This is a genomic window from Streptococcus wuxiensis (genome assembly GCF_040888245.1).
Lineage (GTDB): Bacteria > Bacillota > Bacilli > Lactobacillales > Streptococcaceae > Streptococcus > Streptococcus wuxiensis.
The window spans coordinates 175,781-192,616 of record NZ_JBFNFE010000001.1 but is presented as its reverse complement, the minus strand read 5'-3'; the positions used below and the strand labels follow the sequence as shown (position 1 = coordinate 192,616).

Here is a 16,836-nt window from a genome sequence, read left to right as displayed (position 1 = left end):
AGATTGATAGCCTACATTATAAAAACAAGAATATTTTTTGTCTTTATGATAGAATAAAGTTACTATGAAGAAATTATTTTTAACATTAATCACGCTTATTTCATTTGGTTCTGCTACTACTGTTTTTGCTCAGGATTTTGATGTCGCAGCAAAACACGCCATCGCTGTTGAGGCTAACAGTGGTAAGATTTTGTATGAAAAAGATGCGACCCAACCGGTTGAAATTGCCTCTATCAGTAAACTACTTACCGTTTACCTAGTATATGAAGCTCTAGAGCAAGGCAAAATCACTCTTTCTACCCCAGTGGAAATTTCAGATTACCCCTACCAGCTCACAACCAACTCCGAAGCAAGTAACGTTCCTATGGAAGCTCGTAACTACACTGTTGAAGAGTTGCTAGAAGCAACATTGGTATCTAGTGCCAATAGTGCAGCTATCGCGTTGGCAGAAAAGGTTGCTGGATCAGAAAAAGACTTTGTTGATATGATGAAGGCTAAACTTCTTGAATGGGGAATTCAAGATGCTACCCTCGTCAATACAACTGGTCTAAATAATGAAACTCTCGGGAATAATATCTATCCTGGTTCTAAGAAAGATGACGAAAATAAGATGAGCGCCTATGATGTTGCTGTTGTCGCTCGTAATCTTATCCTCAAATATCCTCAGGTTTTAGAAATCACAAAGAAACCTTCTTCCACTTTTGCAGGAATGACTATTCATTCTACAAACTCAATGTTAGACGGTATGCCTGCCTACCGTGGGGGAATTGACGGCCTAAAAACTGGAACTACTGATAAAGCAGGAGCATCCTTTGTTGGAACAACTGTAGAAAAAGGAATGCGTATTATTACAGTTGTTCTTAACGCTGACAACCAAGATACCAATCCTTACGCTCGTTTCACAGCAACTTCAGCACTTCTGGACTATATCTCATCTAATTTTGCTCTCCAAACAATCGTTAAGCAGGGGGAAAGCTACCAAGATAGCAAATCTCCAGTTTATGACGGGAAGCAAGATACGGTTACAGCAGTCGCTAAAGAAGATATAAAAATTGTTCAACGTCTTGGTAGTCGAGCGGAATCAAGTGTTACATACACACCTGATACTACTGAGCATGTTGCTCCTCTAGAAGCAGGTACGGTCGTTGGACATCTGACCTATGAGGACAAGGACTTAGTTGGTCAAGGTTATATCACCACTGATAAACCCACCTTTGAAATGGTCGCTGAAAAGAATGTTGAAAAAGCCTTCTTCTTAAAAGTATGGTGGAATCGTTTCGTTCGATTTGTAAATGAAAAATTATAAAAAAATCGCGATAAATCGCGATTTTTTCTTTATTAATTTTTTGATAGTGTAGAGTTTTTATAGCCATAAGTAAAGTAAGTAATAACTCCTACTACTAGGGCTAATACAAATGCTATCCAAGTTTCAAGAGTATATTGAAGCATAAAGGACACACAGATCGCAGAAATCACGATAGATACCACAAGAGCAGGTCCTGCTAGTGTTGCTGCAGCTGTTCCTGTAATGGTAAAAATACCAGTTCCCACCATGGCCCCAATTCCTAAAAGAATTAAATCCCATAATTTCAAATGACGATGCATTTCTGTTTTACTTAGACTGAAGTCTTTTGTTCTAAAAATATTCATTCTTCATCTCCACTAACAATAATTGTTTTATTTTACCACAGATAATGTATTTTGTGAATATTTATAAAATTTTATTTGAAAAAACTGAACAAATATAATATTTGCTCAGTTTTTTTTATAATGATTATCCAACTGATCCTTCCATTTCGTAGCTAATCAAGCGGTTGAGCTCAACTGCATATTCCATTGGCAGTTCTTTGGTGAAGGGCTCTACAAATCCCATGACGATCATCTCGGTCGCCTCAGATTCTGACAAACCACGACTCATGAGGTAATAGAGTTGTTCTTCTGAGATCTTAGAAACCTTAGCTTCGTGCTCCAATGCAACTTGTGAGTTATGAATTTCATTAAATGGAATAGTATCTGATGCTGATAAGTCATCCATGATAATGGTATCACACTCAATGTGAGAAACAGATTTCTTAGAGTTCTTGTTAAAGGTTACTTGTCCACGATAGTCAACCTTCCCTCCGCCTTTGGCGATGGATTTAGACACAATTGATGAACTTGTATGTGGCGCGTTGTGGATCATCTTGGCACCAGTATCCTGATGTTGACCAGCATTGGCAAAGGCAATAGAAAGCATAGTTCCACGCGCACCTTCTCCATCAAGGTAAACAGATGGGTATTTCATGGTTGTTTTGGCACCTAGGTTTCCATCAATCCACTCAACAGTCGCATCTTTCAATGCTTTAGCACGTTTGGTTACCAAGTTATAAACGTTGTCAGACCAGTTTTGGATGGTTGTATAACGCATGTAAGCTCCGTCCAAAGCAAAGATTTCTACAATAGCAGCATGCAAGCTGTTGCTAGAATAAGTTGGCGCTGTACATCCTTCTACGTAGTGGACACTTGCTCCCTCATCAACGATGATTAAGGTACGTTCAAACTGACCTGTATTTTCGTTATTGATACGGAAATAGGTTTGAAGCGGAATATCTACCTTGACACCTTTTGGTACATAGATAAAGGTTCCACCAGACCATACTGCTGAGTTGAGGGCTGCCAACTTGTTATCTGTCGGCGGTACCAACTTCGCAAAGTATTGTTTAAACAAGTCTGGGTATTCCTTGAGGGCAGAATCTGTATCTGTAAAGATAATTCCTAATTTCTCAAATTCTTCCTTCATGTTATGGTAAACCACTTCTGACTCATACTGGGCAGAAGCTCCAGCTAGATAAGCACGTTCAGCTTCTGGAATCCCGATTCGTTCAAAGGTTTCTTTAATCTTTTCAGGTACATCATCCCAGGAACGAGCTGGTTTATCAGATGGTTTTTGGTAGTAGATCAAGTCATCAAAGTCAACCTCTGACAAGTCTGCCCCCCAAGTTTGCATGGGCATTTTTTTGAAGGTTTCATAAGATTTCAAACGGAATTCCAACATCCACTCAGGTTCTCCCTTAGCAGCTGATAGTTCACGAATGACATCTTCATTCAATCCTTTTCCTGTCGATAGGACAGGCTCTACATCGTCATGGAAACCAAATTTATATTCACCAAGATCAATTGGTTTTGGTTCTACTCTTTCTTCAGCCATAATATCCTTTCTTTCATTCTTCATTTCTAATAATTCATAAGACAAAAGAAGCTTGTCTTATTTGTTTTCTTGATTTTCGATTGTTTTCTTCAGGGCATTCCAAGCTAGGGTCGCACACTTAATTCTTTGTGGGAATTTAGCAACACCTGACAAGAAAGCTGCATCTCCAAGTTGATCTTGACGCTCATCCTTTTGACCTTGAACCATTTCAGAAAAAATGGTCGCAAGCTCTAGGATTTCTTGCTTGGTCTTTCCTAAAACTGCATCTGTCATCATACTAGCAGAGGCAGTTGAAATCGTACAACCAGAGTTTAGAAAAGCAATATCTTCCAAACGGTCCTCTGCGTCAAACTTAACAGAGAGATTAATCACATCACCACAGGTCGGATTGTTGAGACTGATTTGTTCAGCGTCTTCTAACTTTCCTTGATGATGGGGATTTTTTGAATGGTCTGCTACCACTGCCATATAAAGGCTATCTAGTTTAGAAAGTGCCATTGAAAAACTCCTTTGTCTTTTGTAGGGCATCTACCAACTTGTCGCAATCAGCCTTGGTGTTGTAGATATAAAAACTAGCGCGAGCTGTTGCTGGAACATCCAAATATTGAAGCAAAGGTTGCGCACAATGGTGACCCGCACGAACTGCTACTCCTTCATAATCCAGAGCAGTTGCAAGGTCATGAGGATGAAGATCACCTAGGTTAAAGGCAATAACTCCTGAACGTTGAGCCAAATCTTGCGAACCGTAAATGGTCAAACCTTCAATTGCCTGCAATTTTGGAAAGACATATGCAATCAATTCTTGTTCATGGGTTTCAATGGCATCCATGCCAATCTTTTCAAGATAATCCACGGCAGCTGCAAGTCCAATAGCACCAGCCATATTGGGAGTTCCTGCCTCGAATTTCCAAGGTAACTCCTTCCAGCTAGCAGATTGCTCGTAAACAAAATCAATCATCTCGCCACCAAATTCTACTGGTGACATTTGTTCCAGATACTTTTCTTTACCGTAAAGGACGCCAATACCAGTCGGACCAGCCATCTTGTGACCTGAAAAGGCAAAGAAGTCCACATCCAAATCCTGGACATCAATCTTCATATGAGGCGTAGATTGAGCACCATCTACCACCATGATGGCTCCAACTTGGTGAGCCATTTGTGTGATTTCTTTGATAGGATTAACCACTCCAAGAACGTTTGATGCGTGAGCTAGTGAGACTAACTTGACCTTGTCAGTCAATTTAGAACGCAAGTCATCCATATCCAGAGCTCCATCTTTGAGATAGACATAAACAAGCTCTGCCCCAGTCTTTCGGCAAGCTTCCTGCCATGGAATAATATTGGAATGGTGTTCCATGACAGAAATCAAGACCTGATCTCCCTCAGTCAAGATTTCCTCAGCAAAACGCGCCACCCAGTTAAGACTGGTCGTAGTTCCTCTAGTGAAGAGTACTTCCTTTGTCGAACCTGCGTTGATGAACTTGCGAATGGTTTCACGAGCAGCTTCATAAGATGCTGTCGCACGCTCTGCCAAGGTGTGAACACCTCGGTGGACATTGGCATTGTCCTGTTCATAGTAGCGGTTAATGGCTTCCAGAACAGTTAGTGGTTTTTGTGTCGTCGCAGCATTATCCAAATAAACCAGAGGTTCGTCATTGACAATCTGATCTAAAATTGGAAAATCCTTGCGAATAGCTTCTGCATCTAACATAGGCTTCCCCTTAGCGTTTTGACAATTTTTCTTCGATCGTCGCAATCATTTCATCACGAACTTCTTTGACTGGAATCTCAACGATAACGGATCCAAGGAAACCACGAACAACCAAACGTTCTGCAGTGGCTTTGTCCAGCCCACGGCTCATAAGGTAGTACATATCTTCTGGATCCACTTGTCCGATAGACGCTGCATGCCCTGCAGTGACATCATTTTCATCAATCAAAAGAATTGGGTTAGCATCTGAACGCGCTTGGTCAGAAAGCATGAGAACACGGCTTTCTTGTTGGGCATCTGCTCCCTTAGCACCCTTGATGATGTGGCCAATACCATTGAAGGTCAAAGTTGCTTTTTCAAGAATAACACCGTGTTGAAGGATATTACCGATAGAGTTGCAACCATAGTTAGTTACTCGAGTATCAATCCCTTGCACCTGACGACCACTTGAAAGAGCTACGACCTTGAGGTCTGCATGGCTACCATTTCCAAGTAGGTCACTATCAAAGTCAGCAACAACATTTCCTTCGTTCATGACACCGATTGCCCAGTCAATACTTGCATCGTTGCCCAATTTACCTCGGCGGCTAATGTAGGCAGTGACATTCTCACCAAGACGATCAATTGCAGCAAATTTCACTTGAGCACCAGAACGTGCAATCACTTCAACAGTGATATTAGCAGTCGCCTTAGCACTACCATCACCGCGTGATTCTAAACGTTCGAGGTAGCTGATTTTAGAGTTTTTACCTGCAATGATCAGAATATGCTTGTTAAATGGCACATCACTATCACTATCTTGGTAGAAAATTCCTTCGATTGGTTCTGTGATTTCTACATTGTCTGGAATATAGAGAACAGCACCACTATTAAAGTAAGCTGTGTGGTAGGCTGCCAATTTGTCATCGTCGTATTTTACTGATGACATGAAAAATTCTTCTACGAGTTCTGGAATTTCTTCTAAAGCCGAATGGAAGTCTGTAAAGAACACTCCTTGTTCAGCCAACTCAACTGGAATTTGCTCAAAAACTGTTTGAGTTCCAACCTGCACCAATTTCAAGTGATTATCTAAAGCAGTGAAATCAGGAACATTTGCTGATGGTTCACTTTCCGTGATGGTTCCATCACCAAGATTCCAACGGTGAAATTTTACACGCTCAATGACTGGCAATTCCAAACTCTCAATCTTATCAAAAGCTTTTTGACGGAGGTCTGACAACCAGCTTGGTTCAGCGTGCATTTCTGAAAAAAGTTTAATAGTTTCTTTAGTCATTTACTTCTCCTAAAAGATACGAAGGGATTACAATTCTTCCTTGTAGTCATAGCCAAGTTCTTCAGCTAGTTTCGCGTATCCTTCACGTTCCAAGCGTGCAGCCAATTCTGGGCCACCAGAAAGAACAACACGACCTTCCATCATAACGTGTACCACATCTGGTGTGATATAGTTCAAAAGACGTTGGTAGTGAGTAATGATCATAGCACCAAAACCTTCACCACGCATAGCATTCACACCTTTAGAGACAACTTTAAGGGCATCAATATCAAGACCAGAGTCAATCTCATCTAAGAGGGCAAAAGTTGGTTCCAACATCAAGAGTTGAAGAATTTCGTTACGTTTTTTCTCACCACCTGAGAAACCTTCGTTGAGGTAACGCTCTGCCATTTCTTCTTTCATGTTGAGCAATTCCATTTTTTCGTCTAACTTAGTGATAAATTCACGAACTGAAATCTTCTCATCATCTTCTTTACCAGCATTCATAGCTGCACGAAGAAACTCAGCATTTGTAATCCCAGGAATTTCTGATGGATATTGCATGGCAAGGAAAAGTCCCATACGCGCACGCTCATCCACTTCCAATTCAAGGATGTTTACACCGTCAAACAAGACTTCACCTTTAGTGACTTCATAGTTTGGGTTCCCCATAATAGCAGCTGAAAGAGTAGACTTACCGGTACCATTTGGTCCCATGATAGCTGCAATTTCTCCTGTTTTAAGAGTCAGATTGACCCCTTTTAAAATTTCTTTTCCTTCAATTTCAACGTGAAGATCTTTGATCTCTAATACTGACATGATTGTTCCTTTCTTTTCATCCTTTTTACTGTATTTACCTGAAATTTAACCTTTTTAAATCCCTAGAAAAACACAGTAAAATGTCAATAAATATACCTTAATAGTATAACAAAAAAAAGCCTAAAAGGCTTTGATTTTGTCTAGAAGCTAGGAGCTACTTCTTCCCTTGAAAATGATCATCTATAGCGCTCACAATTTTACCCATGATATAACTCACGCGAAAATTTCTCAGGATCAAAATAGCCCAAAGCAAGGCCACGATATACCGTTGCTCCATGATGGATTCATTAAAGAAATAAGTCTCAGCAGCAGTAAAGAAGGCCATGATAATAAATTGTTGTCTGTTCATAGTCTTTTACCACCAATTCCCTTTAATCTTCAGCTATGGTCACTTTATCTGCTAAAAATTCAAAGCCTTGAGGAAGTATGGACTCTTCGGGTTCTTCCTTATTGACTTGTTCTTGAGAACCTTTAGCTCTGCTTGAAAATGCAGCTCGAACTTCCTTCCATTCTTCCATAGAAATAGCAAGAATCTCTGGAGAAAATCCAGCAGCGCAACTAAGAATATTGCCAAACATAGTGTTTAGATTGTCTCGTTTCATGGTTTGACCGGCATTGAAATTCGATTCAAAAGCCAAAATCGCATGATGTTCATTAGCAGCAACTGGTTTAGAACCAGCCAAGAGTGCCTTATCTGGACCAGATAAGCTTTCAATGACTTCTCCCCAAGCATTCTGAAGACGGATTAAGTTTTGACGAGCTAAGTCTGGATTTTCTACTGCTTCTTGAAGAATAGACTGCACCTTATTTCGGTCTACACGATAGATTGACTTACTGTTAGTCGGACGACTTGGTGTAGAAACAGTTTGTTTGGGATTAGAACCAACATTGGCAAGAGCTTGTTTCAATCGTGCAACTTCTTCTCGAAGAGAAGACAATTCCTCAGCCACCTCACCTGAAAGTTCTGGTTGAGAATCGATTTCTGCTAAACGAATAGTCATCATTTCGGCATAAATTTTAGGTTGTAGGCTAGCCTTAATATCAGCTAGACTTCTAGTAGCAAGACTAATCATCTCAAACAAGACATCCTGCGGAAGAGCTAAGTTTCTCTCAAATGCATCACTATGATGTGTATTTTCTCCGCCTGCTTGAACAATTAAGATATCACGGAGATATTGCAGCAAATCGACTACAAAACGTGTCATGCTCTTTCCATTCTCAAAAATCAGATCAAGATTTTGAAGGGCTCCTGGTACATCCTTTTGAGCTAAAGTAGCTACGTAATGATCCAAGGCACTTAAACTAATGGTACCAGTGATTTCTTCTGAGACTGCAGTTGTCAATGTAGCTTCTTGAGTTAAGCTTAATGCCTGGTCTAGAATTGACAAGGCATCCCGCATCCCACCTTCAGCTCGGCGAGCAATAATTTCAACAGCTTCTGTTTCGTAATCAATCCCTTCTTTTTCTAAAATCTGGAAGATATGATCTCGAATATCCTGAGTCTTAATGGACTTGAACTCAAATCGTTGAACACGAGACAAAATAGTTGCAGGAATTTTATGAAGCTCAGTCGTTGCCAAAATAAAGACTACATTTGGAGTTGGTTCTTCCAGTGTTTTCAAAAGGGCATTAAAGGCACCTGTCGAAAGCATATGAACCTCATCAATGATATAAACCTTATACTGAGCTATACTTGGAGCATAGGTTGATTTATCACGAATATCACGAATTTCATCAACACCATTATTAGAAGCAGCATCCATTTCGATAACGTCTTCTAAACTTCCATCCGTAACAGCTTGGCAGATATAACAGTTATTACAAGGTTCTCCCCCTACTTGATTAGGGCAGTTCATAGCCTTAGCAAAAATCTTAGCCACACTAGTCTTACCAGTTCCACGAGGCCCTGAAAAAAGGTAGGCGTGACTAATCTTATCCTGTTCCACAGCCTGTTTAAGAGTTCTAGCAACAACTTCCTGGCCCACTAGCTGTGAAAAATTTTGACTTCTATATTTTCGATAAAGCGCCTGATACATTATGCTTTCTCCTCAAACATTGAAAATTTCCATTCTGTCTTATCTAGTAAAATGGACACAAACTCTTCTAAATAGCGTTGATCAATTTCATCATAATCATCAACATGAGATGAGTCCAAATCTAATACACCCAGAAGCTGTCCATTTTTTACCATTGGAAGTACGATCTCGCTACGAGCACTACTATCACAAGAAATATAGTTTGGATAAGTCTTGACATCACCAACGATAACTGTTTGACGACTAGCCGCTGACTCACCACAAACTCCTTTTCCGAGCGCAATTCTAACACATGAGACTCCACCCTGAAAAGGACCTAAAATAAGCTCATTTCCGTCATATAAATAGAAACCTGCAAAGACAGTACGAGGAAAGTTCATTTTTAAGAGAGCACTGGCATTTGATAGATTAGCCAACACATTGGTCTCACCTTCTAAAAGACTAGAAAGTTGTTCATTTACAATTTGGTAAATTGATTCTTTTTCGGAATGTAACATAAATCCATTATATCAAAAAATACTAGTTGAAAAAAGAAAAATCCCTTGTTTTACAACAAAGGATTTATAATTAGTTCTGATTGATTAAAGTTCGATGTCTCCGAACAGGTCAGCCATTGAGAATCCTGTTTGAGTTTCAGGAAGTTCAAAGTCACGTTTTTCTTGACGTTTTGGACGACGTGGACGTGGAGCACGTTTTTCTTCGTTTTGTCCTTCTTCTTGAGCTGGACGTTCTTCAAGAGCTTTGATAGAAAGTGATACACGTTCTGCATCAGCATTAACATCAAGAACTTTAACAGTAACTTCTTGACCAACTGTAAGAGCTTCTTTTGGATTTTCAATACGTTTGTGTGAAATTTGTGATACGTGAACAAGTCCATCGATACCTGGCAATACTTCAACAAATGCACCGAAGTCAGTCAAACGTTTAACTGTACCTTCTACAACGTCACCTTTAGCCAATTTTTGCTCAACGCCATCCCATGGTCCAGGTGTTGTTGCTTTAAGTGAAAGTGATACACGTCCTTCTTCTTCGTTAAGGTCAAGGATCTTCACTTCAACTTCTTCACCAACAGTTACAACTGATTTTGGTGAAACGTTACGTTCGTGTGACAATTCAGTCAAGTGAACCAATCCATCAACACCACCAAGGTCGATAAAAGCACCGAAGCTTGTGATACGCGCAACTTTACCAGTTACAACATCACCAGCAGCCAATTTACCGAAAACTTCTGCACGAGCTGCTGCAGTAGCTGCTTCGACAACTTCACGACGTGAAAGGATGAAGCGGTTTTCTTTAGGGTCAACTTCTTTGATTTTAGCTTCAAATTCTTGACCTACAAAACGCTCAGTGTTACGTACGAAACGAGTATCCAACATTGAAGCTGGGATAAATCCACGCAAACCTTCAAATTCTACTGAAAGTCCACCTTTAACAGCGCGAGTTCCTTTAACTGTAACAACTTCTTCTTCGCGTCCTACAAGTTTGTCCCATGCTTTGCGAGCTTCAAGGCGTTTTTTAGATACAAGGTATGTTACTGTATCAGTATCTTTACCAACTACTTGACGAAGTACAAGAACATCAAATACTTCACCTACTTTTACAAAGTCATTGATATCAGCATCGCGATCGTTTGTCAATTCGCGAAGAGTCAAGACACCTTCAACACCAGTTCCAGAGATTGCAACGTTAGCTTGATTAGCATCAACTGTCAATACTTCAGCACTAACAACATCACCAGGTTCAACTTGGCTAACGCTATTTAGCAAATCTTCAAATTCATTCATCTAAAAAATCCTCCAACAATCAAGTCTTTTTAACTTGACATACTTATAATTTTTTTCCTAAGCACCCGCAACGACATGAACATCTCGAACGTCCTTCAATTATAAAAATAAAATACCCTAAGATATTTTTCTTTTTATCTTGAATTTATTACCTAAGAACTGGGGTAGCTGGATTCGAACCAACGCATGAGGGAGTCAAAGTCCCTTGCCTTACCGCTTGGCTATACCCCATTGATGATATGGAGAGAGAGGGATTCGAACCCCCGAACCCGAAGGAGCGGATTTACAGTCCGCCGCGTTTAGCCTCTTCGCTATCTCTCCGACAATCAACGAAAACTATTATATCATGAAAATTTGCAAAAAACAAGCATTATTTTGCTAAATTATAGTTCTCAATCAATATTTCCACAGCTTTTTCAAGATTCTTGTAAAAACTATCGACATTTCCATTCTTTATGATTGCAAATTGGTCATCTAGTTCGGCAATTTCACCGATTAACTTTTTACCAATTGTTAATGTGTAACCAGCGTACTTATCTTTTCCAACTACTACTTTAGCATCTGACAATTGAATCTCAATTTTTTTATCTTTTTTGCTCATACCATACCTCTTTTCACTTTTTCTATTTTACAAGAAATTCCCTAATCTAGCAAGAAAAAACTCTCTATCATGCTTATCTTGACAGAGAGTTTAAGGAATATTTTTTAATTTGAAATTTGAATTATTAGTGAGTCGCCCCTCCGACTAATTTCAAATCTTTATCTTTATGGTCCACGATAGCAGCAATAGCAACTTCGATACCTCGGACAATATCTCTTAAGCACATGGATGCAGTACTAGGCTTATTTACCACTTGTTCTGTCATATAGGGAATATGCATAAATCCTGCTCTCATATCGGGAAATTTCTTATCCGCTAAATAGAGAGCCTGATACATCAGATGGTTACAAACAAAGGTTCCTGCTGTATTGGATACTGCTGCAGGCAGCCCTTCTTCTTTTATGGCTTGTACCATTGCTTTGATAGGGAGTGTGCTAAAGTAGGCAGCTTCTCCATCAAGGCGAATTGGAGTGTCAATCGGTTGATTTCCTTGGTTATCTGGAATTCTAGCATCATCTTGATTGATAGCAACTCTCTCAGGAGTTAAACTCGCTCTTCCTCCTGCTTGTCCAATGCAAAGCACAACATCTGGCTGGTATCGATTTATTTCTGCTTCTAAAACCTCTGCTGATTTATAAAAGACTGTTGGGATTTCTATCCAATGAAGCTCTGCACCATTGATTTCAGACGGTAATGATTTAACTGCTTCTAGAGCTGGATTGACCTTTTCACCACCAAAAGGATCAAATCCTGTAACTAATATTTTCATTTTATTTCCTTTACTAAAATGCCAAAAAGTACATCAGAAATACATGTATGACAATCATGACAATAGCTACTCCTACTTGTGCTTTGATAACGCCATTTGGATCTTTCATATCCAAAAGGGCTACAGGTAGAGTATTGAAATTGGCAGCCATTGGGGTTAATAGAGTCCCACAACAACCTGCTGTCATAGCAAGAGCACCCGCCACGATTGGATCTGCTCCCAAGGAAAATACAAAGGGAACACCAATTCCAGCAGTAATGACAGTAAAGGCCGCAAAGGCATTTCCCATAATCATTGAAAATAGAACCATTCCCAACACATAAGCCACTACACCCATCAACCGACTCCCCGAAGGCACAAAACCACTTATCAGATGTGACATTAAATCTCCAACTCCAGCTACAGTAAAAATAGCCCCCAAAGCTCCTAAAAGTTGGGGAACAATCCCACTAGTTGAGACTTGCTGAACCATGCGATTGTTTTCTGATAATAAGCTTTTAGGAGAACTCTTAGTAATCAATAAAAGAGAAATGGTTGCTAAAAATGCTGCAAGACTGATAGCAATCTTACTAAACTCAGGGATCATTTTCGCTAATACTAAAGCGATTAAAGCCATCAACATGACTGGAATAAAAATTTTATTCTTCAACCGTTTAGCTTCAAAGTTTGCCTTGACTTCATCCAGAGACGGAAAGGTTCCGATACGAACCTGTTTAAAGAGCGTTAGTAGGGCTAAGAGCACTACGATAACTCCAATACAGATAGATGGTAGATAGGAACCTCCAATAAAACTGATTCCTAATAAAGCCCAAAACCCAGCTGTTCCATATCGAACTGGGTTTGTTTTGTCTTTATAGCTACAATAGGCCGTGTGAAGAAATTGACAACCAATCACAATATAGGTTAACTCTAATAACTGTCTTGCTAGATTGGTCATTCTTCTTTTCCTTTACTAAGCTTATTCGCTAGCAATTTTCTATCAAATAAGTAATTGTACAGCCCTACCACAAGCAAGGCAACTCCTGCAACAATAAGAGAAGCCGAAGCGATTCCTGCATAATTACTTTCGTAACCTAATTGGTCCAGAGTGCCCCCCACCAAGAGGACACCACCTGCACCAACGAAAGTGTTCTGAGCAAAGAAATTTGCAAAATTATCATTTGCTGCTGCACGCGCTTTTAGCGCTTCGCTCTCCTGCTCCGTTAATTTTCTACCTAATTGTGACTCTGCCGCTGCTTGTCCCATGGGTTGAACCAGAGGCCTTACAAACTGCGGCTGCCCTCCTAGACGAATGGCAAAGAACCCGTCGAGTTCTCGAAAAAAGAAATAAATTGTATAAAAACTTCCTACGGTCAACCCTTTAATCTTTTGAATCAAGTCAATTGAATGTTGCTTGAGGCCAAAAGTTTCAGATAAACCAACCAAGGGCAAGGTTACCATAAAAATCGTAAGAACTCGTTGATTGCTAAATTCTCTTCCTAAAATTTCCAAGAACTCAACAAGAGAAACTCCAGAAACTAGAGCTGTAACTAAACTAGCTAAGACTACCGTTGCGATGGTATCTAATTTATAGATAAAACCAACCACAATGATAACTATCCCTATTAGTTTAATCCATTCCATATAGGCCCCTTTATTCCAAAAATACTAGTCTGTTTTATTTGACATGACTTTCTAGTTCTTTTTGGTATTTACTGTTTGATTCCAATTTTTCTTTTTGCCATTTTTCAAGAGCTGCTTGATATTCTTTAGCAGATACAATTTCTTTTTGCAATTTCATTCCCTTGAAGATATATGGATCACCCTTAATACCTACTTGTGAGTATGGTTTAGAGAATGGAACGACGTTGCTGACAACTGGTGAACCACCTGATGAAGCTGTTGGCATCAAGAGAGAGCTATCAGTGAGCCATGCTTGCGCTTTGGCATATTTTTCATATCTCTTGTCCAAGTCATTTGTCTCAGAAACTGCATCATCCAAGAGTTTCTTGTATTCATCCAGACCAAGTTGAGCTACTACTTCCTTGTCTTTACCTTTCGTAATACCAAGGTGTTTCATAGCAGAACCAGTTTTAGGATCCATGATATTTAGATAACTTGCTGGGTCTTGATAGCTTGGAGCCCAACCAGTGCTATTCAAGTCATAGTCTTTCTGAGCAGGAACACGTGCTTGAGATGTAATACTTTCCTTCTCATTGTCAGTCATCTGAAGAACATCGATAACGACATTTTCAGAACCAAGAGTTGACTCGATTGATTGTTTAAAGGAATTGCTTTGTTGAACAGCAATTGTATCTGTCTGTTCAACTGGAACATCCAAGTGAATTGGGAAGGTTACACCTTTTGCTTCCAATTCTTTCTTAGCTTTCTCAAACGAAGCTTTGGCTTTATCAGGATTGTAGATGGTATCTTTTCCGTCTACAAGCTCAACGCCTTTCCATTGGTCTCCATAGTTGACCAATTCTTTTTGAGCGATATCACCAAAGTTTTTACCACCAGATTGTACAAAGTTATCTGGAACTAGACTGTTACGAATGATCTTGTCCGCACCATCTTCACCATTGAGTTGTGCAGCATATGAATGACGGTTGAAGGCAAAGTTGATTGCTTGACGGAAGTCCTTGTTCAACATCGCTTCTTTTGTAGAAGTTTTCTGTTCTTCACTTGTTTTCGCAGTCTTATTGTAAGATTGACGGTTTACGTTAAAGGTAAAGTAATAACTAGTTGAATCCTGTGGACTGTATGTGATTTTATCTCCGTATTGTTCCAATGTAGAAGCAAAGTTTGAGCTACTTGGGAAGATACGAGCTGTTGTATAAACACCTGAAGAGAAGCTACGGATTAATGATTCTTGGTCTGAACCATCATAGTAGGTCAATTTTACTTTCTCAATTTTAACCTTCTCTTTATCCCAATAATTTGGGTTCTTTTCGTATTCGATTAAAGATTTTGAAGTCAATGTCTTCAAGATATACGGACCATTATAAAGAATTCCAGATGGACTTACTGCTCCGTAGTTCTTACCTGAAGCTTTGAGGAATTCCTCGTTTACCGGCAACATGGTTGCTGAAGTCACTTTTGAATTCCAGAAACTTTCAGGTGCATTAAGAGTATACTGGACTGTGTAGTCATCCAATGCCTTAACCCCAACTGTAGAGAAGTCATTAGTCTCACCAGTCATATATTCATTCAAGCCCTTAATGGAGTTTTGAATAAGAGTGACACCGTCTGATTTACCATCTGCTACGTGTTTTAGTCCTGTAACAAAGTCATGCGCTGTTACTTCAGCATATTCTTCACCCTCTGAGGTATACCATTTAACTCCTTTACGAAGTTTATAAGTATAAGTCAAACCGTCTTGTGAGACACTCCAGTCTTCTGCTAGTGAAGGAACCAAATTTCCATATTCATCGTTTTCCAACAAACCATCAACAACGTTACCAATAATATCCGTTGTTGAAGTACGAGTTGCAATACTGTAGTCCAGAGATGATGGGTCTACTCCATAGACATAAGAGAAGGTTGTAGGTGCATCTGCTTCTTTATCAACTTTACCACAAGCCACAAGAAAAACTGCTGTACTCAGGACCACTCCTGCTGTTAACATCCACTTTTTCGTTTTCATAAAGATCTCCTTTAATAATATTTAATCTACTTTTACAATCCAGCCTTCTGGTGCTTCAATGTCCCCAAATTGGATACCTGTCAATTCATCGTATAGTTTACGAGTCACTGGACCAACCTCTGTTTCACTGTAGAAAACATGGAAATCATCACCGTGTTGGATTCCCCCAATAGGTGAGATTACTGCTGCTGTTCCACAGGCACCTGCTTCTACAAATCGATCCAAGTTATCAATTGGTACATCTCCCTCGACAGGCTTCAAGCCTAAACGATGCTCTGCCAAGTAAAGCAATGAATACTTGGTAATCGATGGTAAGATTGATGGACTCAGTGGCGTTACAAACTCATTGTCAGCAGTAATACCAAAGAAGTTTGCTGAACCGACTTCTTCAATCTTGGTGTGGGTTGATGGGTCGAGATAAATAACGTCTGAGAAATGACGTGATTTAGCCACTTTTCCTGGCAAAAGACTAGCTGCATAATTCCCACCGACCTTGGCAGCTCCTGTCCCATTTGGTGCAGCACGGTCATACTCATCTTGAATCAAGAAGTTTGTTGGAACCAATCCACCCTTAAAGTAATTTCCAACTGGCATAGCAAAGATGGTGAAAATATACTCCTCGGCTGGTTTTACCCCGATGATGTCTCCGACACCAATCAAGAGCGGACGAAGATAAAGGGTTCCACCAGTTCCGTAAGGTGGTACGTATTCTTCATTAGCACGAACTACTGACTTACAAGCCTCTACAAACATTTCTGTTGGCACTTGGGGCATCAAGAGACGGTCACAGGTACGTTGGAGTCGTTTAGCATTTTCATCTGGACGGAAGAGTTGAATACTGCCATCTTTTGTACGATAGGCTTTCAATCCTTCAAATGCTTGCTGTCCATAGTGAAGGCTTGGAGATGATTCTGAAATATGCAAGGTTGCATCTTCTGTTAATTCTCCTTGAGTCCATTGTCCATTTTTAAAATAAGCGATATAACGATAAGGTAGTTTCATATAGGAAAAACCGAGATTTTCCCAATCAATCGTAACGGTCATGACAATCT

16 protein-coding genes, 2 tRNA genes and 1 pseudogene are annotated in these 16,836 nt (G+C 39.8%); 1 reads left to right on the top strand and 18 read right to left on the bottom strand.

Annotated features, from left to right (window positions below; all coding sequences use genetic code 11):
• Positions 1–64: 64 nt before the first annotated feature.
• Positions 65–1,306 (top strand): D-alanyl-D-alanine carboxypeptidase PBP3, encoded by a 1,242-nt coding sequence (gene pbp3, locus AB2B47_RS00895; protein ID WP_320693399.1) that lies wholly within the window; start codon positions 65–67, stop codon positions 1,304–1,306.
• Positions 1,307–1,428: 122 nt separating this feature from the next.
• Here the strand turns inward: pbp3 and AB2B47_RS00890 are convergent.
• From AB2B47_RS00890 to AB2B47_RS00805, 18 genes and pseudogenes are all read right to left on the bottom strand, one after another.
• Positions 1,429–1,650 (bottom strand): annotated as a pseudogene (locus AB2B47_RS00890) (amino acid permease); the annotation flags it as partial.
• Between the two features lie 124 nt (positions 1,651–1,774).
• Positions 1,775–3,187: a Fe-S cluster assembly protein SufB gene (gene sufB / locus AB2B47_RS00885; protein ID WP_320693398.1), complete on the bottom strand. Its 1,413-nt coding sequence runs from the start codon at positions 3,185–3,187 to the stop codon at positions 1,775–1,777.
• A 57-nt stretch (positions 3,188–3,244) separates the two neighbouring features.
• Positions 3,245–3,685: a Fe-S cluster assembly sulfur transfer protein SufU gene (sufU, locus tag AB2B47_RS00880; protein ID WP_125392945.1), complete on the bottom strand. Its 441-nt coding sequence runs from the start codon at positions 3,683–3,685 to the stop codon at positions 3,245–3,247.
• Positions 3,672–4,898, bottom strand: a complete 1,227-nt coding sequence (locus tag AB2B47_RS00875) for a cysteine desulfurase (protein ID WP_320693397.1) — start codon at positions 4,896–4,898, stop codon at positions 3,672–3,674. The genes sufU and AB2B47_RS00875 overlap by 14 nt, the downstream gene beginning before the upstream one ends.
• A 10-nt stretch (positions 4,899–4,908) precedes the next feature.
• Positions 4,909–6,171: a Fe-S cluster assembly protein SufD gene (sufD, locus tag AB2B47_RS00870; protein WP_320693396.1), complete on the bottom strand. Its 1,263-nt coding sequence runs from the start codon at positions 6,169–6,171 to the stop codon at positions 4,909–4,911.
• Positions 6,172–6,198: 27 nt separating this feature from the next.
• Entirely contained in the window at positions 6,199–6,969 is a 771-nt protein-coding gene (gene sufC, locus AB2B47_RS00865) for a Fe-S cluster assembly ATPase SufC (RefSeq protein ID WP_000114489.1), read from the bottom strand.
• A gap of 154 nt (positions 6,970–7,123) precedes the next feature.
• The gene (locus tag AB2B47_RS00860; RefSeq protein WP_006153320.1) at positions 7,124–7,318 is read right to left on the bottom strand and encodes a DUF3272 family protein; all 195 of its coding nucleotides are present in this window, start codon (positions 7,316–7,318) and stop codon (positions 7,124–7,126) included.
• Between the two features lie 22 nt (positions 7,319–7,340).
• Entirely contained in the window at positions 7,341–9,005 is a 1,665-nt protein-coding gene (gene dnaX / locus AB2B47_RS00855) for a DNA polymerase III subunit gamma/tau (protein ID WP_320693395.1), read from the bottom strand.
• A complete protein-coding gene (locus AB2B47_RS00850; protein ID WP_036752887.1) occupies positions 9,005–9,502 on the bottom strand; it encodes a GAF domain-containing protein in 498 nt (165 codons plus the stop codon). The genes dnaX and AB2B47_RS00850 overlap by 1 nt, the downstream gene beginning before the upstream one ends.
• Positions 9,503–9,586: 84 nt before the next feature.
• Positions 9,587–10,789 carry a 30S ribosomal protein S1 gene (rpsA, locus tag AB2B47_RS00845; protein WP_004253232.1) on the bottom strand — a complete coding sequence of 401 codons (1,203 nt, stop codon included), beginning with the start codon at positions 10,787–10,789 and terminating at the stop codon, positions 9,587–9,589.
• Positions 10,790–10,948: 159 nt separating this feature from the next.
• Positions 10,949–11,020: transfer RNA gene (locus tag AB2B47_RS00840), tRNA-Gln, on the bottom strand.
• A gap of 9 nt (positions 11,021–11,029) precedes the next feature.
• Positions 11,030–11,110 (bottom strand) — tRNA-Tyr (locus AB2B47_RS00835).
• Between the two features lie 49 nt (positions 11,111–11,159).
• A complete protein-coding gene (locus tag AB2B47_RS00830) occupies positions 11,160–11,390 on the bottom strand; it encodes a DUF2969 domain-containing protein (protein WP_006153263.1) in 231 nt (76 codons plus the stop codon).
• A 124-nt stretch (positions 11,391–11,514) separates the two neighbouring features.
• Positions 11,515–12,159, bottom strand: a complete 645-nt coding sequence (gene pcp, locus AB2B47_RS00825; protein WP_320693394.1) for a pyroglutamyl-peptidase I — start codon at positions 12,157–12,159, stop codon at positions 11,515–11,517.
• A 13-nt stretch (positions 12,160–12,172) separates the two neighbouring features.
• Positions 12,173–13,096 (bottom strand): DUF979 domain-containing protein, encoded by a 924-nt coding sequence (locus tag AB2B47_RS00820; RefSeq protein ID WP_320693393.1) that lies wholly within the window; start codon positions 13,094–13,096, stop codon positions 12,173–12,175.
• Positions 13,093–13,782, bottom strand: coding sequence for a DUF969 domain-containing protein (locus tag AB2B47_RS00815; protein WP_320693392.1), 690 nt, complete (start codon positions 13,780–13,782; stop codon positions 13,093–13,095). Before AB2B47_RS00815 ends, AB2B47_RS00820 begins: the two co-directional genes overlap by 4 nt.
• Before the next feature lie 34 nt (positions 13,783–13,816).
• Positions 13,817–15,784 (bottom strand): peptide ABC transporter substrate-binding protein, encoded by a 1,968-nt coding sequence (locus AB2B47_RS00810; RefSeq protein WP_006153264.1) that lies wholly within the window; start codon positions 15,782–15,784, stop codon positions 13,817–13,819.
• 21 nt (positions 15,785–15,805) lie between these two features.
• A complete protein-coding gene (locus AB2B47_RS00805; RefSeq protein WP_006153311.1) occupies positions 15,806–16,828 on the bottom strand; it encodes a branched-chain amino acid aminotransferase in 1,023 nt (340 codons plus the stop codon).
• Between the last annotated feature and the right edge of the window lie 8 nt (positions 16,829–16,836).